The 18,556-nt window shown below is 66.8% G+C and carries 20 protein-coding genes and 1 tRNA gene; 13 read left to right on the top strand and 8 right to left on the bottom strand.

Annotated features, from left to right (window positions below):
* Nucleotides 1-72 precede the first annotated feature (72 nt).
* The gene (locus VH326_RS13590; protein ID WP_329632369.1) at nucleotides 73-1,149 is read left to right on the top strand and encodes a S41 family peptidase; all 1,077 of its coding nucleotides are present in this window, start codon (nucleotides 73-75) and stop codon (nucleotides 1,147-1,149) included.
* Between the two features lie 131 nt (nucleotides 1,150-1,280).
* Nucleotides 1,281-1,676 (top strand): DUF1842 domain-containing protein, encoded by a 396-nt coding sequence (locus VH326_RS13585; protein ID WP_329632368.1) that lies wholly within the window; start codon nucleotides 1,281-1,283, stop codon nucleotides 1,674-1,676.
* 101 nt (nucleotides 1,677-1,777) lie between these two features.
* On the opposite strand, the gene vapC is transcribed toward VH326_RS13585, so the two are convergent.
* From vapC to map, 3 genes are read right to left on the bottom strand one after another with little or no spacing between them, the layout of a single operon-like run.
* On the bottom strand, nucleotides 1,778-2,182 hold the full coding sequence (gene vapC / locus VH326_RS13580; RefSeq protein WP_329632367.1) for a type II toxin-antitoxin system VapC family toxin: 405 nt from the start codon (nucleotides 2,180-2,182) through the stop codon (nucleotides 1,778-1,780).
* Nucleotides 2,179-2,376 carry a type II toxin-antitoxin system VapB family antitoxin gene (locus VH326_RS13575; protein WP_329632366.1) on the bottom strand — a complete coding sequence of 66 codons (198 nt, stop codon included), beginning with the start codon at nucleotides 2,374-2,376 and terminating at the stop codon, nucleotides 2,179-2,181. The genes vapC and VH326_RS13575 overlap by 4 nt, the downstream gene beginning before the upstream one ends.
* 48 nt (nucleotides 2,377-2,424) lie before the next feature.
* Nucleotides 2,425-3,249: a type I methionyl aminopeptidase gene (gene map, locus VH326_RS13570; protein WP_329632365.1), complete on the bottom strand. Its 825-nt coding sequence runs from the start codon at nucleotides 3,247-3,249 to the stop codon at nucleotides 2,425-2,427.
* A gap of 53 nt (nucleotides 3,250-3,302) precedes the next feature.
* On the opposite strand from map, the gene VH326_RS13565 reads away from it, so the two are divergent.
* Both VH326_RS13565 and VH326_RS13560 read left to right on the top strand, forming a co-directional pair.
* Complete coding sequence (locus VH326_RS13565; protein ID WP_329632364.1) at nucleotides 3,303-4,070, top strand: competence/damage-inducible protein A; 768 nt, start codon at nucleotides 3,303-3,305, stop codon at nucleotides 4,068-4,070.
* Between the two features lie 79 nt (nucleotides 4,071-4,149).
* The gene (locus VH326_RS13560; RefSeq protein ID WP_329632363.1) at nucleotides 4,150-4,524 is read left to right on the top strand and encodes a hypothetical protein; all 375 of its coding nucleotides are present in this window, start codon (nucleotides 4,150-4,152) and stop codon (nucleotides 4,522-4,524) included.
* Between the two features lie 105 nt (nucleotides 4,525-4,629).
* On the opposite strand, the gene VH326_RS13555 is transcribed toward VH326_RS13560, so the two are convergent.
* Together VH326_RS13555 and VH326_RS13550 are read right to left on the bottom strand one after the other, a co-directional pair.
* Nucleotides 4,630-4,703 (bottom strand) — tRNA-Gly (locus tag VH326_RS13555).
* Between the two features lie 48 nt (nucleotides 4,704-4,751).
* Nucleotides 4,752-6,530, bottom strand: coding sequence for an ABC-F family ATP-binding cassette domain-containing protein (locus VH326_RS13550; protein ID WP_329632362.1), 1,779 nt, complete (start codon nucleotides 6,528-6,530; stop codon nucleotides 4,752-4,754).
* A 178-nt stretch (nucleotides 6,531-6,708) separates the two neighbouring features.
* On the opposite strand from VH326_RS13550, the gene VH326_RS13545 reads away from it, so the two are divergent.
* The 4 genes from VH326_RS13545 to VH326_RS13530 all read left to right on the top strand — a co-directional run bounded on the left by VH326_RS13545 (nucleotide 6,709) and on the right by VH326_RS13530 (nucleotide 10,057).
* Complete coding sequence (locus VH326_RS13545) at nucleotides 6,709-7,026, top strand: hypothetical protein (RefSeq protein WP_329632361.1); 318 nt, start codon at nucleotides 6,709-6,711, stop codon at nucleotides 7,024-7,026.
* A 39-nt stretch (nucleotides 7,027-7,065) separates the two neighbouring features.
* Nucleotides 7,066-7,749 (top strand): response regulator transcription factor, encoded by a 684-nt coding sequence (locus tag VH326_RS13540; protein WP_329632360.1) that lies wholly within the window; start codon nucleotides 7,066-7,068, stop codon nucleotides 7,747-7,749.
* A 116-nt stretch (nucleotides 7,750-7,865) separates the two neighbouring features.
* A complete protein-coding gene (locus tag VH326_RS13535) occupies nucleotides 7,866-9,173 on the top strand; it encodes an ATP-binding protein (protein WP_329632423.1) in 1,308 nt (435 codons plus the stop codon).
* Between the two features lie 2 nt (nucleotides 9,174-9,175).
* Nucleotides 9,176-10,057 carry a diacylglycerol/lipid kinase family protein gene (locus VH326_RS13530; protein WP_329632359.1) on the top strand — a complete coding sequence of 294 codons (882 nt, stop codon included), beginning with the start codon at nucleotides 9,176-9,178 and terminating at the stop codon, nucleotides 10,055-10,057.
* Between the two features lie 86 nt (nucleotides 10,058-10,143).
* Here the strand turns inward: VH326_RS13530 and VH326_RS13525 are convergent, their stop codons facing one another.
* Together VH326_RS13525 and VH326_RS13520 are read right to left on the bottom strand one after the other, a co-directional pair.
* Entirely contained in the window at nucleotides 10,144-11,142 is a 999-nt protein-coding gene (locus tag VH326_RS13525; protein WP_329632358.1) for an LLM class flavin-dependent oxidoreductase, read from the bottom strand.
* Between the two features lie 171 nt (nucleotides 11,143-11,313).
* The gene (locus VH326_RS13520) at nucleotides 11,314-13,689 is read right to left on the bottom strand and encodes a S8 family peptidase (RefSeq protein WP_329632357.1); all 2,376 of its coding nucleotides are present in this window, start codon (nucleotides 13,687-13,689) and stop codon (nucleotides 11,314-11,316) included.
* Nucleotides 13,690-13,809: 120 nt separating this feature from the next.
* Between VH326_RS13520 and VH326_RS13515 the strand changes: the two genes are divergently transcribed.
* The 5 genes from VH326_RS13515 (at nucleotide 13,810) to VH326_RS13495 (ending at nucleotide 18,197) form a co-directional block, all read left to right on the top strand.
* Nucleotides 13,810-14,472, top strand: coding sequence for a pyrimidine 5'-nucleotidase (locus VH326_RS13515; RefSeq protein WP_329632356.1), 663 nt, complete (start codon nucleotides 13,810-13,812; stop codon nucleotides 14,470-14,472).
* Nucleotides 14,469-15,290: a 2,3,4,5-tetrahydropyridine-2,6-dicarboxylate N-succinyltransferase gene (dapD, locus tag VH326_RS13510; RefSeq protein WP_329632355.1), complete on the top strand. Its 822-nt coding sequence runs from the start codon at nucleotides 14,469-14,471 to the stop codon at nucleotides 15,288-15,290. Before VH326_RS13515 ends, dapD begins: the two co-directional genes overlap by 4 nt.
* A 197-nt stretch (nucleotides 15,291-15,487) precedes the next feature.
* A complete protein-coding gene (locus VH326_RS13505) occupies nucleotides 15,488-16,702 on the top strand; it encodes a Calx-beta domain-containing protein (protein WP_329632354.1) in 1,215 nt (404 codons plus the stop codon).
* Entirely contained in the window at nucleotides 16,695-17,300 is a 606-nt protein-coding gene (locus tag VH326_RS13500; protein ID WP_329632353.1) for a hypothetical protein, read from the top strand. Before VH326_RS13505 ends, VH326_RS13500 begins: the two co-directional genes overlap by 8 nt.
* Nucleotides 17,301-17,426: 126 nt before the next feature.
* Nucleotides 17,427-18,197 (top strand): SPFH domain-containing protein, encoded by a 771-nt coding sequence (locus tag VH326_RS13495; protein WP_329632352.1) that lies wholly within the window; start codon nucleotides 17,427-17,429, stop codon nucleotides 18,195-18,197.
* A 16-nt stretch (nucleotides 18,198-18,213) separates the two neighbouring features.
* On the opposite strand, the gene VH326_RS13490 is transcribed toward VH326_RS13495, so the two are convergent.
* Nucleotides 18,214-18,522, bottom strand: coding sequence for a hypothetical protein (locus tag VH326_RS13490; protein ID WP_329632351.1), 309 nt, complete (start codon nucleotides 18,520-18,522; stop codon nucleotides 18,214-18,216).
* Nucleotides 18,523-18,556: the final 34 nt, after the last annotated feature.

Below are 18,556 nucleotides of genomic sequence, written 5' to 3'. Positions count from 1 at the left end.
CTAGCACTTTACAGCCCCGCGGCAAATTGTATAAGCGCTTATGCTTACAATTGTAGTTGAGGAGCGACGATGATGGAGCGGCGAGTATTTCTGGGGCTGTCGGCGGCGGCGATCGCCGCGTTGGGGAGCGGCGCGGCGCTGGCGCAGGGCGCGGGCGACGACACCGCGGCCACGGTCAACACGCTCGCGACGTTGCTCGAGAATGGATACGTCATCCCCGAAATCGGCAAGCGATATGCGGCGATGCTGCGCACCAATCTGGCGGCGGGCGCCTATGCCGGACTCGGCGACCCGATCGCGCTGGCGAGCCGCCTCACCACCGATCTCGCCGCGGTGTCGGCCGACCGCCACTTGCGCGTCATCCCGCAAGCCGCGCTCCCGCCCGGCGAGCCAGTCGGTGGCCAGCCCGCCCCGCAGCCAGGCGCTCGGCCGAGCCCGGCACCACAGCCGGGCGGCCCGCGCCCGATCCGCCGCGCGTCGATCGAGGATGCCGGCTGGCTGGCGAAGGACGTCGCCTATATCCGCTACACCGGATTCACCGGCGACCCCGCCGCCGTCGCCGCGACCGCCGAGTTCATGAAAACGCACGCCGCGGCCAAGGCTGTGGTGATCGACTGCCGCTACAATAATGGCGGCGGGATCAGCGAGATGAACGCGATGCTTCCCTACCTCTACGGCAAGCCGACGACGTTGGTCCGGATGGAGATGGTCGATGCGGTGGTGAAATCGCGCGGCGGCTCGCCGTTCGATGGCGACGGGTTCGTTCGGCCAGCCGCGGGCGCCGCCGCCGGGATTTCGGCCACCGAGCATTACGTCGTGCCGAAGACCGACGAGACGCGACTATTCGGCGCCAAGGTCTTCTACCTGACCTCGACCCGCACAGCGTCGGCCGCCGAACATCTCGCGCTGGCATTCAAGCGCACCAAGCGCGCCACCTTGATCGGCGAAGCCACGGCGGGCGCCAACCATTTCGGTGGGTTCGAGAGCATTGGCATGGGACTGGCGGTGTTCCTGCCGGTCGGGCGGACGGTCGACCCGGATACCGGCAAGGATTGGGAGGGGACAGGCATCGCCCCCGACGTAGCGGTCGCCCCGACGCTCGCGCTGGAGGAGGCGTTGCGGCGCGCGGGCGCGCTGTCGGCAGTATGATGTCTCGCGCCGCCGCCGATATATGACGGGATAGGTCCAGCGTGGCTGCATCTGCGCTCGACGTTGGGAATAAACCCGTGTGATCCTTGCGAATTCGGCGATGCCGCCGGATGCTTGCAGAGGAACGAAGCATGGCAGACACCAAAGTCGGTTTGTATCTCGTCAATCTCATCGTGCAGCAGGGGACGACGCCGCTGGCCGGTGCACCGGTTCTGCACCTGGCACTGGCGGTCAATGCCCCGACCGGGTCGGTCAACGGCACTGCACGGATCACCCAGGCGTTAGCGCCTCCCTACGGCGATTTCTCCTTCCCCGTCAGCGGGAACGTCCATCACACCGGGTTCGGCACGGATACCTTGCTGGTCGCGTTGAAGGGGGATTACGTCGTCTCCGTCCCGCCGCCGGCGATCGGCAGTTTCCTGGCGCATTTCTTCGCCGCGCTGGCGGTCGATAAGGGCTGGAACGGCACGGGCTCGTTCATCTACGGCAACCACACCGTCGCGCATTGCACCGTCGTGAGCCAATAAGGCGAGAAGGGCCCGGGCGGGGGCTCGCCGGCTCGGGTCCCCTCGCCTTACCCTTTCGTGCGTAGCCTGAAGGCGATCGACGCGGGGAAGGCCAACACCGCCTAGCGGGTCATTGCATCGATCAGCCCAAGATGGTCGACGAACGGCTGAAAGTCTCTATCACGGTGGAGCAGGGCATGGCTATCGACGATGCATCGCGTCGCGATCAGCGTGTCGATGGTTTTGCGGATGGTAACGCCACGTTGTCGAAGCGCGCGAAAATTGTCAGAAGCCCTTATCGCGAGTGGGGGATCGCAAATCGCGACCTGCTTTAGGGACGATAGCCGTTGCTGGACCAGCCTTGCCTGACGCTCGTCCTCGTAACCCTGAAGAATTTCCGCCAAGATAATATCGCCCATCAGCACTGACGCACTCCGATGGGTCAAAAGCGCGCTGAGCTTGGTGGCTTCCGCCGTTGGCTCGTTCCGTAAAAAATCGATCCAGACGCTTGAATCGGGTAGAATCACCGCTGCTTGTCTAGCCGCATCGCATCAAGATCGCCGGTCCAGCCAATCCCCTTGAGTTCCAGGATTTTGAGTTGACGACGATAACGGACCAATTCCTCGAGCGCTTGGTGCACCACATCCCGCTTGGTCCTAGCGCCGGTCTCGGCAAGCGCGTCGGCCATCAAGGCGTCGTCAATATCGATATTTGTGCGCATGTGTATGTTCCTGCCCAGGCATACACATAGCATAGCCTAGGGAATGCTTCAATAAGGCGGCCGATCAAACCCTCTGGGACTCCCCGTGAAAATCTCGCACCCGTCCTCGGTGATCCCGATCGAATGCTCGAACTGCGCCGATAGCGAGCGGTCGCGAGTCACCGCGGTCCAGCCGTCGTCGAGCAGCTTCACGTCGGGCTTGCCGATGTTGATCATCGGTTCGATCGTGAAGATCATCCCGGGCTTGAGCTCGGGCCCGGTGCCCGGACGCCCGACATGCACCACCTCCGGCGCATCGTGGAACAGGCGGCCGACGCCGTGCCCGCAGAAATCGCGCACCACGCCATAGCGGTGCTTCTCGGCATGCGTCTGGATCGCATGCGCGACGTCGCCCATCGTGTTGCCGGGCTTGGCCTGCTCGATGCCGAGCATCAGGCATTCGTAGGTCACGTCGACCAGCCGCCGCGCCTTGATCGGCACGTCGCCGACCAGATACATCCGGCTGGTGTCGCCGTGCCAGCCGTCGAGCAACGGCGTCACGTCGATATTGACGATGTCGCCATCCTTTAGCGTGCGCTCGCCGGGGATGCCGTGGCACACGACATGGTTGATCGAGATGCAGCTCGAATGCGTGTAGCCGCGATAGCCGAGCGTCGCCGGCACTGCGCCCCCGGCAACCATGAAGTTGCGGATCAGATCGTCGAGCTCACCGGTGGTCACGCCTGGCACGACGTGCGGCACGAGCATGTCGAGCGTCGCGGCGGCGAGCTGCCCGGCCTTGTGCATCCCGGCAAAGGCGTCGGGGCCATAGAGCTTGATCGCGCCGTTGCGCTCGAGCGGCAAGTCGCGGGTGACGGTTACGTATTCGGTCATCGTGGCGGCGATATAGCGATGACGCCGCGGTTTTGCGAGGCTAGGCTGACGGCATGAGCGAGCGCATCTGGACAGCGGGGTTGGTCGTGATCGGCGACGAGATCCTGTCGGGCCGCACGCAGGACAAGAACGTCGCGCAGATCGCCGCCTGGCTCAACGTCCAGGGCATCCGGCTCGCCGAAGCTCGCATCGTGCCTGACGTCGAACCGGCAATCGTCGAGGCGGTCAACGCGCTCAGGGCGCGCAACGACTATCTCTTCACCACCGGCGGGATCGGCCCGACGCACGACGACATCACGGTCGACGCGATCGCGGCGGCACTGGGCGTCGGCGTGACGCACCATCCCAAGGCGGTGGCGGTGCTCGAGCGCTATTATGCGAGCCGCGGCGGCGCGACCGAGGCGCGGCTGCGCATGGCCCGCGTCCCCGAAGGCGCTGACCTGATCGAGAACCGAGTCTCGGGCGCGCCGGGCATCCGCATCGGCAACATCTTCATCATGGCGGGCGTGCCGCACATCACCGCGGGAATGCTCGACGCGCTGACCGGGACGCTCGAAGGCGGGCGGCCGGTCGTCAGCCGCACGATCGGATGCTGGGTCGCGGAAAGCGAGGTCGCCGATTTGCTGCGCGAGGCGGAGCGCGCGCATGCCGATGACGAGGGCGGCGTGGCGATCGGCAGCTATCCGTTCTTCCGCGAAGGCCGTGTCGGCGCGAATTTCGTCGTGCGCAGCCCCGACGAAGCGTTGGTCGCAGCGACCATCGCCGATCTCGTACAGCGGCTGGAGGCCGATGGCCGCACCGTCGTCATGGACGGGATTTGAGCGTGGTCGCGGTCTTCGCTGGCGGCGGCGCGGCACGGATGCGCATGGCGTGCGTTGCTGTCGATGGAGGAGAGACACCATGAAGACCGGATTGGCGATCGCGACACTCGGGTTTTTGCTCGCGGGGTGCGGCGGGTCTGGCGCAACCGGTAATGCCGTAGCGACGGCGACGCCCGACCCGATGGAAGCCAAGATCGACGCGCTGACCGACAAGCAGCGCAAGCTTACGTTCTACAAGGCGATTTACGACGCCGATTACCAGTGCGACGAGGTGGTCAAAGCCGTCGATCGCCCGCGTGACAACGGCCATCGCGCCTGGACCGCGACCTGTAGCGACACCGGCGACTATTACATCACGCTGCAACCGAATGGCGTATTCACCGTGAGCGGCACGCCGCAGACGAAGGCGCGGTTTCCCAAGGGGACGAAGATGCTGCCGGCGGGGACGAAATAAGCGCGGGCTACGACGTGGTAAAGCCACGCCGTCGGTCGGCGCTTTAGCGCCGCCGGCCGAGCGTTTGCCGATCTTGATTTAGCGCAGCCAAATCTCGGCAAGCGCTGGAGCGGGTGAAGGGAATCGAACCCTCGTCGTAAGCTTGGGAAGCTTCTGCTCTGCCATTGAGCTACACCCGCGCCGCAGCGAGCGCCGATATAGAACGGCCGGCGCCCACGCAAGCGCGATCAGCCGAGCGCCTCGACCTGCTCCGCCAGTTCGAGCCAGCGTTGCTCCGCCGCCTCCTTTTCCGCGCGCGCCGCCGCGACCGCCTCGGTCAGCGCGGCGAACTTCGCCGGATCGCGGGCGTAGAGCGCGGGGTCGTGCAACGCCGCCTCGTCGCGCGAGATCGCACCTTCGATCGCCTCGATGCGCCTGGGCAACAGGTCGAAGTCGCGCTGATCCTTGTAGCTCAGCTTTGCGATCCTTGGCTTTTCCGCGACCGCCGCTCCCGCTTTGGTCGCGATCTTCTTCGTTTCGGGGCGCGGCTTTCGCCTTGCTTCCCAATCGGCATAGCCGCCGGCGACCACATCGACCCTGCCCGACCCGTCGAGCCCGAGCGTCAGCGTCACCGTACGATCGAGAAAATCGCGGTCGTGGCTGACGATCAGCACCGTGCCGTCGTAGTCGGCAATGACTTCCTGGAGCAGGTCGAGCGTTTCGAGGTCGAGGTCGTTGGTCGGCTCGTCGAGCACCAGCAGGTTGGAGCGCCGCGCGAATTCGCGCGCGAGCAACAGCCGCGAGCGCTCGCCGCCCGACAAGGTGCCAATCCGCGCCTCGACCATGTTGGGGTCGAACAGAAAGTCCTTGAGATAGCCGTGAATGTGCTTCTTGACCCCGAGCACTTCGATCCAGTCGCCGCCGTCGGCCAGCACATCCCTGACCCGTTTTTCAGGCGCCATCAGTTTGCGTTGCTGGTCGATTACGATGCCGTCGAGCGTCTTGGCGCGCCGCACCTCGCCTTCGTCGGGCGCGAGCTCGCCGGTCAGCAGCCGCAGCAAGGTGGTCTTGCCCGCGCCGTTGGGCCCGACGATGCCGATGCGGTCGCCGCGGGTGATCCGCAAATCGAGGTTGCGGATGATCGTTCGCCCCGCAAACCCGACCGAAGCATGGCGCGCATCGATCACCACCTTGGTCCTGACGTCGTCGCTTTGCGTGGCCAGCGCAGCGGCCCCCTGCGGCCCCAGCATCGCGGCGCGTTCGGCACGCATTTCCTTGAGCTTGGCCAGCCGTCCCTGGTTGCGCCGCCGCCGCCCGGTGACGCCGCGATGGAGCCAATGCTCCTCGATCTTCAACTTCGCGTCGAGCCGCTCGCGCCCACGCTCCTCCTCGGCGTAAACTTGCTCGGTCCAGGCCTCAAAGCCGCCATAGCCGATCTCCGCGCGGCGGATCGTGCCGCGGTCGAGCCACAAAGTCTGCTTGGTCAGCCGCGTGAGGAAGGTTCGGTCGTGGCTGATCACGACGAACGCGCCGGTGAAGCGGCCGAGCCATTGCTCGAGCCATTCGATTGCGGCGATGTCGAGGTGATTGGTCGGCTCGTCGAGCAGCAGAACGTCGGGGTTCTGCGCCAGCGCGCGGACGATGGCTGCGCGGCGGCGCTCCCCGCCCGACGCGGAACTGGCCTCGCGGGACAAATCGATGCCGAGCTGATCGGCGATTGCGTCGGCTTCGTGCCGCATCGGCGCGTCGGCGCCCGCGAGCACGAAATCGGCGAGCGTCGCGAAGCCATCGAGCTTCGGGTCCTGTTCGAGCAGCACGACGCGCGTGCCGGGCACGATCGTCCGCCGCCCCTCGTCCGAATCGATCGCGCCTGCGATCAGCTTGAGCAAGGTCGTCTTGCCTGCGCCGTTGCGACCGATCAGCGCGAGACGGTCGCGCTCGCCGATGTACAGATCGAGCTGGCGGAACAGCCAGCCGGCGCCCTGGACGAGGCCGAGGTTTTCGTACGAGAGGATGGGTGCAACCACTACAGGTTCAATCCAAGAATAAACGCCTCCCTGGCGAAGGCCGGGGTCGAGCATCGGGCCGCTCGCACTGGACCTCGGCCTTCGCCGGGGAGGCGTGTAATTAGAGGGTCGCGCTGAAGCTGCAAGCGTGACGCTGCCATGAGCGCGACATTCACGGGGTGTTCAAGCCATCAGCGATATGCCAGCCACCATGTCGATGTTCGCGTTGCTTGCCCTCACCCTTTCCGTACCGGCTGCCGCCACCGCCGCTGCACCCGATCCGTGCCAGCAGCGCGGCGACCAGGATCGGGCGTTCAAGGCGATGCGCGAAGGCCGCATCCTGCCGCTTCCCGAAATCGAGCGGCGCGTGATCCCGATGATGCGCGGCGCGCAATATCTCGGGCCGGAGTTCGATCCCGACCGTGGCATTTACACGCTCAAGTTCCTGCGCGATGGAACGGTGATCTGGGTCATGGTCGACGCCCGGTCGGGACAGATTGTCGGCCGCACTCGTTAAAGCGCGCGGGAACAACCCACGCCAACCAAGGGGACGATAATGCGCGTTCTGATCGTCGAGGACGAACCCAATCTGGGCCAGCAGCTCAAGAATACGCTGGAGGGCGCCGGCTATGCGATCGATCTCGCGACCGACGGCGAGGAAGGCCTCTTCCTCGGCGAGACCGAGAGTTATGACGCGATCGTGCTCGATCTGGGCTTGCCGGAGATTGACGGGCTGACCGTGCTCGACCGCTGGCGCAAGCAGGGCAAGACCACGCCGGTGCTCGTTCTGACCGCGCGCGACAGCTGGTCGGACAAGGTCGCCGGGCTCGACGCCGGCGCCGACGATTACGTCGCCAAACCGTTCCAGACCGAGGAATTGATCGCGCGCCTGCGCGCGCTGATCCGCCGCGCGTCGGGCAATGCGTCATCCGAACTGATCGCAGGCGATGTCCGGCTCGATACGCGGAGCGGCAAGGTCACGCTGGCGGGCGATCCGGTGAAGCTGACCGCACAGGAGTATAAGCTTCTGTCCTACCTGCTCCATCACAAGGGCAAGATCGTCAGCCGGACCGAGCTGATCGAGCATATCTACGACCAGGATTTCGACCGCGATTCGAACACGATCGAAGTGTTCGTGACCCGTATTCGCAAGAAATTGGGCCAGGACGTGATCACCACGATCCGCGGGCTTGGCTATAGCCTCGACGACCCCGACGGCCCGCCGCGCGCGACCGATTGATCGCATAGGCGGTGGCCGAACAGGATCCTGTCCGCGGCGCGGCGGACCAGCCGGAGGCTTCGCTCGCCGCGCCGGCACCTGCGCCAACGCGAGTCACCGGATCGCTGGGCCGCCGGATGATCGCGGTCGCGGCACTCTGGATTCTCGTGCTGCTGGCGGGCGGCGGGTACGCGCTCGATCGCGTGCTGACCGGCGCCGTCACGCGCAATTTCGACGACCAGCTCGACTACGTCCTGACCTCATTGTTCACCTCAGCCGAGATCGGTCCGGACGGCGAAGTGATCTTCAACCGCGCGCCCGCCGACCAGCGCTTCCTCGAACCCTATTCGGGGCTTTACTGGCAGGTCAGCGCACCGGGACGCGAGCCCTTCGCCTCGAACTCGCTATGGGACCGGCGGCTCGCTTATGGCAGCGCGCACACCGACATCGAAGTGCACAGCTACGACAGCGACCAGTTTCCCGGTGAGAAGCTGCGCATCCTCGAACGCGACGTGCGCATACCGGGGTCGCCGGTGCGATGGCGTTTTCAGGTCGCGCAGAGCCGCGACGGGCTCGAGGCGCAGATCGATGCGCTGCGGCGGACGCTGGTGCGAAGCTTCCTGCTGCTCGCGCTCGGGCTGATCGTGATGGCGGGGCTGCAGACCTGGTACGGGCTGCGACCGCTCACGCGGTTACGGCTGGAGATTGCGCGATTGCGCGGCGGACGCGCCGCCCGGCTCGAAGGCCCGATGCCCGCCGAGGTCGCGCCGATGGTCGAGGAATTGAACGCGCTGATCGAGCATAACGATCGCCAGGCGGAGGAAGCGCGGCGCCATGCCGGCAACCTCGCGCACGCGCTCAAGACGCCATTGACCGTGATCATGAACTCCGCGACCGCGAAGGCCGACGATCTCGCGGAGACGGTGGTGCGCGAGGCGCGGACGATGCGGCGCCAGGTCGATCACCACCTCGCGCGCGCTCGCGCAGTCGGCCGGCGCGGATCGGCGCACAGCCGCGCCGAGGTGTGGCCAAGCCTCGATTCGGTCGAGCGCGCGGTGTCCCGGCTCTACCCGCACGTCCGCATCGACGCCGACGGGCCGAGGGACCTGCAAGTTCATGTCGAGCGGCAGGATCTCGACGAAATGCTCGGGAACCTCATCGAAAACGCGGCCAAATATGGCGGTGGCAGCGTGTTCGTGACGGTTGTCGGGCAAGCCGGGTTCGTCGAAATCCAGGTCGAGGATGACGGCGTCGGCATTCCCGAAGAGGAGCGGGTCCGGATCTTCGATCGTGGTGCCCGGCTCGATACCGGCAAACCCGGGACCGGGCTCGGCCTCGCGATCGTTCGCGACGTGGCGGAGATCTACGAAGGCACGGTCAGCCTGGACGAGAGCGAGGATTTGGGCGGTTTGATGGTGCGGCTGCGGCTGCCGGCGGCGAGTTGAGCGTGCAGCTTCCAGTCATCGTCAACAAGAATGGCGGCACGGCAGCGAAACTGGGCGAGACGCTCGAAGCGACGCTCGCCGACGCGTTTCGCGCCGCGGGGGCCGACGCCGATATCCAGCCGCTCGACGGCGGCGAGATGACCGACGCGATCGACGCGGCATCGAAGCAGGGCCGGGTCGTCGTCGCGGGCGGCGACGGCACCGCAGCGTGCGCTGCGCAGCAATTGGTCGATGGCGACGCCGAGCTCGGCCTGCTCCCGCTGGGCACGCTCAACCATCTCGCGCGCGACCTCGGGCTGCCGAGCGACCTGAACGAAGCGGCGAAGATCGCCGCGACCGGCAAGGCGACCGCTATCGATGTCGCCGAAGTCGATGGCCATGTATTCGTCAACAACGCCTCGATCGGACTCTACCCGCTGATGGTGAAGACTCGCGAGGGGCTGCAGGACGACAAGGGCTGGCCGAAGTGGCTGTCGACGGTTCCGGCGGCGTTCGCTGCGATCAAACGGCTGCCACAACATCGTTTGCGGCTCGACCTCGGACAGGGCGAGCAGACCGTGGTCACGCCGTTGCTGTTCGTCGGCAATAACGTTTATTCGCTCGACCGCGGTGAGATCGGCGAGCGCAAGTCGCTGACCGGCGGGCGGCTGTCTGTCTATGCCGTCGCGCATCGCAGCCGGAGCGCGTTGCTGTGGTTCGCCGCAAGGACGCTGGTCGGGCGGGCGCAGCGCTCGGTCGATTTCGTCGCGATCGGCGAGTGTGAGACGCTCACCGTCAGAACCGTGGGCAGCATCGACATTGCGCTCGACGGCGAGGTGCAGCGCCTCGCCTCCCCGCTTGAATTCCGAATCCGGCCGGGAGCGTTGAAGGTGGTGACCGGTTGATGCCCCCGCTCTTGCGAGCGTAGCGAAGCAATCCAGCGGTCTCGCGTTGCACTGGATTGCTTCGCTACGCTCGCAAAGACGAAATACTAAGCACCGACCCTCAGGCTCTCCATCGCCTCCGCGGCCAGCGCCACGCTGCGTCGGCGCGCCGCAACGTCGTAGATCGAGCTGGTGATCATTACTTCATCGACATGCGTGCGGTCGATGAACGCCGCAAGCCCGCGCGCGACTCTGCCCACGGTGCCGATGGCCGAGCATTGCAGGACATGGTCGAGGATTGCGGCGTGCTGCGGCGGCAGGCTGTCGCGGTACCCCGCGATCGGCGGCGGCAGCTGGCGCGGATTGCCGGTGCGCAGGCTCACGAACGATTGCTGCTGCGAGCTGGCGAGGAATTCGGCTTCCTCGTCGCTGTCGGCTGCGAACACGTTGAACCCGGCCATCGCATGAGGCCGATCGAGCTGCGCGGAGGGCCGGAAGTCGCGGCGATAGATAGCGAGCGCCTGGTCGAGCGCGTCGGGGGCGAAATGCGACGCGAAGGCGAACGGCAGCCCGAGCATCGCCGCGAGTTGTGCGCCGAACAAGCTCGACCCCAGGATCCACAATTCGGGGTCGGCCCCAGCGCCCGGGGTTGCGCGGATGCCGGTCTGGCCGTCGTCGGCGAAATAGCTTTGCAGCTCGAGCACGTCGCGCGGGAAGGCGTTGGGGGCGGTTTCGAGCGTGCGGCGGATCGCCTGGGCGACTCGCTGGCCGCTGCCGGGCGCTCGGCCGAGGCCGAGGTCGATGCGGCCGGGAAACAGCGCGTCGAGCGTGCCGAATTGCTCGGCTATCACCAGCGGCGCGTGGTTGGGGAGCATGATCCCGCCCGCGCCGACCCGGATCGTCGAGGTCGCGGCACCGACATGCGCGATCACCACCGCGGTGGCCGAGCTGGCGATCCCCGCCATGCCGTGATGCTCGGCGACCCAGTAGCGGTGATAGCCGCACTCTTCCGCATGCCGCGCCATTGCGGCGGCGTTGGCCAGCGCTTGCGGCACGGTGCCGCCTTCGACGACGGGGACGAGATCGAGCAGCGAGAAAGCGGTCATGCGCGGGAGATGGGGAGGGACGGACGCGCCGCAAGTGCATTCCCCTCCCGCTTGCGAGAGGGGTTGGGGGTTGGCGCGTCCAGGTGGTACGAATCGCTCCGTGGAGGAACTAGACCGTATCGCCGAGCCTCTACCCACCCCCAGCCCCTCCCTTCCAGGGAGGGGAGCAGGCTAGAACTTGAACCCGTAGCGCATCGCTAGCCCGTAATCGTCCGGCAACGACGCGAAATTGCCCGGATCGCGGCGGTAGAAGAAATTGGTCTGCACCGCGCCGCGCCAGAGCGACCAGCCATACGCCGCCTCGAGGTCGATCTCGCGCCCGGTCGGGGCGAGGTTGAGCGTCTGGCGGGTGTAATCGGAGACGCCGCCCAAGCCGTCATAGCTCCACCCCGTCGGCAAGCTCAGTGCCAGCGCGCCGCTCGACACGCGAAGCGGCTGCGCGATGCGGAACGCCAATTGGTCGGTCTTGCCGAACACCCCCGATTTCGCGACGTCGGCGGCAAAGGCATTGGTCCGCACGGTGCCGCCGCCGTCGACGCCGAAGCGCAGGTCGGCGAGCGTCCACCCTTGGCGCCACGACCCGCCGAGCGACCAGCCATGGCCGGCGTCAAGCCGTGCCGTCGCGTCGAGGAAATAGCTCGTCGCGCGCGGGCTCCCGAGCCCCGCCGAAAAGCGCGCGCCCAGCAAGGTATCGCGCTCGTCGAGCCGGCTCGCGCCGACCCATAGCCCGAGCGGCCCAAAACGGCGGTCGAGCGTCACCGCGACGCGGTCGTACCCGGACCGGCTGTAGCGATAGGCAAGCGCTGGGAGCATCTCGCGGTCGCCGCGGACCAAAGCGTCTCCGCTTTCGACCGATCCGGTGACGCCGAACTTTCCGACCTGTTCGCGCATGGCGAGCGAGCTGCGCGCGACGCTGTCGAACCCGAGATTGGTCAGCGGATCGCGCGCGACGAGGAAGGCGGGCGCCGCCTGGCCGTTGAGCCGCGCCGTCAGCCCCTGCCCGGTCTCCGCAAAACCAATCGCAAAGCTCGCCTTGCTGCCGAGCCGCTGGACGATGCTGCCGGCGATCGCACGCGACTGCTCGGCGTCTTGGCGGTTGAGGTTGAGTCCGGTCAGCACCGCACCACCCCCGCGAAACGGCGCGATCGTCATGGCGACGCTGGTATTGCCGCGGCTGAAGTTCATGTTCTGCTGCTTGCCGGTCAGCGTCGCCGCGAGCGTGCGTTGCGGCCCCGCCCGGCTGATCGTGCGCGCAAGGTCGAGCGCGAACGCGCGGTCGAACCCGTCGAGGATCACCGCACCCAGCGTTCCGGTTCGGGCGTCGCCCATTGGCGCCGACAGCGTGCCGTTTGCGCTGAGCGACACCGGTGCGCCGGTTGTGGTCGACGTGCCGCCGAGCGGCGAGAACGCCTTGGTCAGATCGAGCACGCCGCGGCCATAGGTCGAATCGGTGCCCGTGGTGCCGGCATCGCGGGCGCTGGTCAGCAGGATCTGGACGATCTGCGCACCTGACAAGGTCGGAAACGCCTGCGCGAGCAGCGCGGCCGCACCGGCGATCTGCGGCGTCGAAAGCGACGTGCCCGACCACAGACAGACCTGCGTATCATTGCACGGTGCGCGCACGTCTTCGCCGACCGCAGCGAGGTAGAATTGCTCTTCAGGTCCAGAGCCGGCGCGGTTGCTGAAGGTCGAGATGATATCACCGCCGACGGTGCGGCTGTTATTGGCGCCGACCGACCCGGCGATGATCACCAGGTTGCGCGCGGACCCGCTGTTGACGAGCCCCGCCCCGAACGGATCGGGCGACGGCCCCTTAGTCGCGTCCGCACCGTCATTGCCCGCGGCGACGACGATGATCACACCCTTCGCCGTCGCCCGATTGAGTGCTGCGATCAGCGTCCCCGATGGGGGGTCGCCGCCGAGCGACAGATTGATGACTCGCGCGCCGGCATTGACCGCGAGATCGATGCCCTTGGCGATGTTGACGTCGTCGAACGAACAGCCCGCATCGGGGCCGGTGGTGGTGGCGCAGGTGCCCGGCGTGTCGGCGCGCGCGGCGATGATCGTCGCGTCGAACGCGATGCCGTGCGTGCCCGCGCCGTTGCGCACACCGGCGATGGTGAAGGAGACGGCGGTGCCATGACCGTCCTCGTCGTCATAGGTGGTGCCGCCCGCAACATTGGCCGAGGCCGGATCGACTCGGCCGATGAACTGGTCGCTGGCGATATCGAGACCCGAATCGACGACACCGACCTTGATGCCCGCGCCCGTCGCGCCATTGTTGTACGCGACCAGCGCGTTCGCCGAGACCGCGCCGACCGTCGCGCGATATTCGGCGGTATCGTAGGACGAGGGCGTAGGCGTGGGGGTCGGCGTCGGCGTCGGCGTGGGAACCGGCGTCGGCGTGGGGGTAGGCGATGGCGATGGTGCCGGTGCGGGCGCAGGGGTCGGGGTCGGCGTGCTGCCGACGCCCCCGCCGCCGCACCCTGCGGTCAGCAGGATACCGGCGACTGCCGCCGACTGTAAAAGCCGTACGCGTAGATTCATGGCGATGTCCTTGCGACCCCTATTGGCCGGCGATGCATTAACGAAGATTTACAGCGCCTTAATGCCATAGGTCGGCACTCGCCTTGCTCCAGGGCAATGTGCTGCCTAGAGCCCGACCGCATGCTTGCGCGTCTCGCTCCCATCCGCAACTGGATTTTCGATCTCGACAACACGCTCTATCCGCATGGCGCGCGGTTGTTCGAGCAGGTCGACCGCCGCATCACCGACTATATCCGGCGCTTCTTCGACGTCGATCGCGACGAAGCGTATCGCATCCAGAAGAACTATTTCCACACCCGCGGCACCACGCTGGCCGGGCTGATGGCGGAACACGGCGTCGATCCGCACGCATATCTCGCCGACGTCCATGATATCGAAATGGACATGCTCGAGGAGAATGCCCCGCTCGCCGCCGCGATCGCCCGGTTGCCGGGGCGCAAGCTGGTCTTCACCAACGCCGACGCCGCCTATGCGCGCAAGATCCTGGCGCGGCTTGGGCTCGGCGACAGCTTCGAAGCGATCCACGACGTCCACGCGCTCGACTACAAGCCCAAGCCCGAGCCCTCGGCCTATCGCCACATCTGCGACGCCTACGATCTCGATCCGGCGCATAGCCTGTTCGCCGACGATATGGCGCGCAACCTCAAGCCGGCGAAAGACATCGGCATGACCACCTTGTGGGTCGACAATGGCAGCGAACAGGCGGAAGGCGCCGATCTCGAACACGTGGACTTCACGACGCGCGACATCACGCACTGGCTGCACGAGGTACTGGAAGCATGACCGATCTGGCGACGACGATCGACGCCGCTTGGGACGATCGCGCGAGCGTATCGACCGCCACGCGCGGGCCGGTGCGCGACGCGGTCGAGGCCGCACTCGAGCTGCTCGATTCGGGCGAGGCGCGCGTCGCGGAGCCGTCGGGCGATAGCTGGACGGTCAACCAATGGCTCAAGAAAGCGGTGCTGCTGTCGTTCCGGCTCAATGACAATGCGGTGGTCGAGAGCGGCGCGGCTGGCGCGCCGGCGTTCGACAAGGTGCCGTCGAAGTTCGCAGACTGGGGCGAGAACCGCTTCCGCGACGCCGGCTTTCGCGTCGTCCCCGGCGCGGTGGTGCGGCGCGGCGCCTATGTCGGCCGCAACGCGGTGCTAATGCCGAGTTTCGTCAACATCGGCGCTTACGTCGGCGAAGGGACGATGGTCGATACCTGGGCGACCGTCGGCAGCTGCGCGCAGATCGGGCGCAACGTTCATATCTCGGGCGGCGCCGGGATCGGCGGCGTGCTCGAACCGCTCCAGGCCGATCCGGTGATCATCGGCGACAATTGCTTTATCGGCGCGCGGTCGGAAGTCGCCGAAGGCGTGCGCGTCGGCGAAGGCGCGGTGCTGTCGATGGGGGTCTATCTCGGCAAGTCGACCAAGATCGTCGAGCGCGCGACCGGCGAGGTGACGATGGGCGAAGTGCCACCCTATGCGGTGCTCGTCCCCGGCTCGATCGGCGGCGGCGATGGCAAGCCGGCGCTCTATTGCGCGGTCATCATCAAGCGCGCCGACGCCCAGACCCGCGCCAAGACCAGCATCAACGAGTTGCTGCGAGACTAGGAACGATCGTTTCGGGGCGGCAGCTGCCCGCCCGAAGTCCATATCGATCGCATGCCTTGGTCGGCCATGCCGCAGTCATCGCATCGCATCGGCAAATCTGCTAGGCGCTATCGACGATCCACCGGGGGGCTGGAACGATCGCACGACGCATTCCCTATTGGGCGCTCGCCGCGCCGATCGCGCTCGCGCCGCCGCCCGTGAGCGCGCTGCAAACCCGCGACGACGGCCAGCCGACCGTTCCGCATTACGCTATCGCCGACGCCAGCGGACGCGAGGGCGATACGCTGACCTTCAAGGTCACACGCAGCGGCAGGGTGTCCAAGATGGTGTTCATCGCCGTCGCGGCGGCCGACGGCACCGCCAAGGCCAAGACCGACTATTCCACCCGCATCGCACCGTTGCTGCTCGCAAGTGGCCAGACGTCCGGCACGGTCTCAGTCCGCACGATCGCGGGAGCCGACGTTCGGCCCGCGCGCCGCTTCACGGTCACGCTACTCAACCTCCCCGATTCGGGAGTAGCGGATCGGCGCGAGGCGACCGGTACGATCCTGGCTGACACGCCGACACCGCCCATGCCCGCCCCTACGCCGTCACCGTCACCACCTCCCTCACCACGACCGACGTCAAAGCCATCGCCGGCGGCCACTGCAGCCACCAATCCAACCCCCGACCGCGTCGGTATTGCCGACGCGGTCGGTGTCCAGGAGGGCGGCACGCTGGTCTTTCCCGTCGCGCGCAGCGGCGCCGCCCTCGCCGCGGTGATGCTCGACGTGGTGACCGCGGATGGCAGCGCGGCGGCCGGGCGCGACTATCGCCCGGGCCGCTTCACGGTTCGCTTCGCGCCGGGGCAGCGCCGCGCCGGCGTGTCGGTCGCGACTCTCGCCCGCGCCGATACGCAGGGCGCGCGCACCGTCGTGCTGCGAATCGTGCGCGCACCGCAGGGCGCCGTCATCGACCGGGCCAGCGCGACCGGCTCGATCGACGATGCTCCCGATGCGGTCGCCATGCATCCGACGCCTACGCCGTCGCCCTCCCCCTCCCCTTCTCCGTCGTCTTCGCCGTCGTCTTCTCCGACCCCCGCGCCCTCACCTTCCGCGTCGGCGCCGGGTGGCGATACGGATCACGACATCGGTTCGGGCTCGGAGGACGGCCGCCTGTTCGCGTGGCTCGATTCGGCGGGCGGCTGGAGCATCGCCGCGATCCTCGCGGCGTTGCTCGCCATCCTGACCGCCGCCAAGGCATTGACCCCGTTCCCGCGCCCGCGCATCCGCGGCGGGATCGCGCCCGCGCCCGGGCGCGTGGCCGGCGCGCTACCGCTGATGATGCCCGAGGTCGCCGTCACCGCCGAAATCGCCCCCGACCTTCGCGTGTCGGCGCTGACGATCCTGTCCGAGGAGCCCGCCGATGACTGAACCCTTCGTGCTCGATCTCGATGCGCTCGCCGATGGCGACACGATCGACAGCCTGGGAAAGGCGATCAAGGACGCGCTGGCCGAGGAAGGAAAGGGCCGGTGGATGCGGCTGTCGGCGTCGTGGCTAGGCGGCCAGGCAGTCGATGCGATCGACGACGCGCTCGCCAATTTCGACCTGCTGGACGCGATCGCGGGGGCATGGGCCGGTGTGCGCGAGATTGCCGATCGCGGCGACACCGACAAGTATCGCCAGGTCCGCACCTCACGGCTGAGGCTCGGCAAGCACGACCTCGATATCGACCTCCATCCGCACTTGATGGTGACGGTCGGCGGCTGGACGAGCCCGCCGATCGAACTGTCGTTGACCCTGACCGCGGCGATCGAAGCGGTCGAACTGCGGATCAAGCAGGGCTTCATCACGGCGATCGGCGGCGGCGTTTGCAAACTCAGCATCGAACTCAAGCGCGGCGAGACCGGGTTGATGCCCAAGCGGTCGCTCCACAAGTTCGACTTGCCCGGCGACTATCGCTTTACCGCGCCCGGTATCGACATCCGTCCGCAACATTTGCGCCCTCGCCCGGAACCGCCCACCGCCTGAAGCTGCAACTTTTGCATGCACGATTGCAGGGATTTCGTGATGTTTCGCTTCCGCAACGGGCCTACATAATAGGTCGCGGCAACCGCCGCGCCACGCCGCATGATCGCGGCATCTTTCGAGGCAACGATGCTTCCCCTGACATGGCTGTTTGTTGCGGTGCCCGCGGGCATCGCGCTGGTGCTCGCGCTCAAATCGTTCGGCATCAACCAGGAATATGAACGCGGCGTCGTGTTCCGGCTTGGCCGGCTGCAGGCGACCAAGGGGCCCGGCTGGTTCTGGCTGATCCCGATCGTCGAGCGGGTGGTCAAGATCGACATTCGCACGATCACCTGGGCACTGGATTCGCAGGAGACCGTCACGCGCGACGGCGTCGCCGTCAGGGTCAATGCGGTGATCTGGTTCCGCGCGTTCGACGCGGCGGGCGTCGTTACCACGGTAACGAACTGGACCGCCGCGATCGTTCAGGCGGCCGAGACCGCGATGCGCGACGCGATCGGGCAGTCGGACCTCGACCAGATGCTCAAGGACCGGACGGTCATCAACGCGCGGTTGCTCGATCTGCTGACGTCGCGCTGCAACCGCTGGGGCGTCGAGTTCGATTCGGTCGAGATCAAGGACCTCGACATCCCGCCGCAGATGCAACGCGCGATCGCCAAGGAAGCCGAGGCGATCCGTGAGAAGCGCGCGCGGATCATCAAGGCGGAGGGCGAGCAGGAAGCGTCGATCAAGCTGACCGAGGCCGCCGCGCAGATCGGCACCACGCCGGGCGCGCTCGAGCTTCGTCGGCTGCAGACGCTGACCGAGATCGGCGTCGAGCACAATTCGACGATCATAGCAATGTTCCCGACCGAGATCCTGGAGGCGGCAAAGGCAATTGCCGGGCAAAAAGCGGCGTAATGCCGCCGGGGGCGGGTCAGCCCACCCGCCCCGCCCGCACCTTGCCGAAATGGATCGCAAGATAGATCCCGATCGCCAGCCAGCCGAGCGCCATTAAGGCCAGCCCGACGATCGAATGGACCGTCGCCAACCGCCACACAGCCAAAACGAAGCCGCCGAACAGATTGGCCGATCCCCAGACGAAATTCACCAAAGGCGGTGACAGCCCCTTGCCCGGCGGCTTGGCGAACGGCGTCGGGAACGGCTCGCCACGCAGCCCCGCGGCCAGATGCGGAATGCCGTTGCACAGAAAGGCGCCGGCCAGAAACAGCAGCAGATAGGTCATCCATGCCTCCGATCGTTCGGGAGACAAACGCGCA

The organism is Sphingomonas sp., from assembly GCF_036269755.1.
Classification (GTDB): Bacteria; Pseudomonadota; Alphaproteobacteria; order Sphingomonadales; family Sphingomonadaceae; genus Sphingomonas.
Note: the sequence above shows the minus strand (reverse complement) of the source record. Positions and strands in the feature narration are given on the sequence as shown.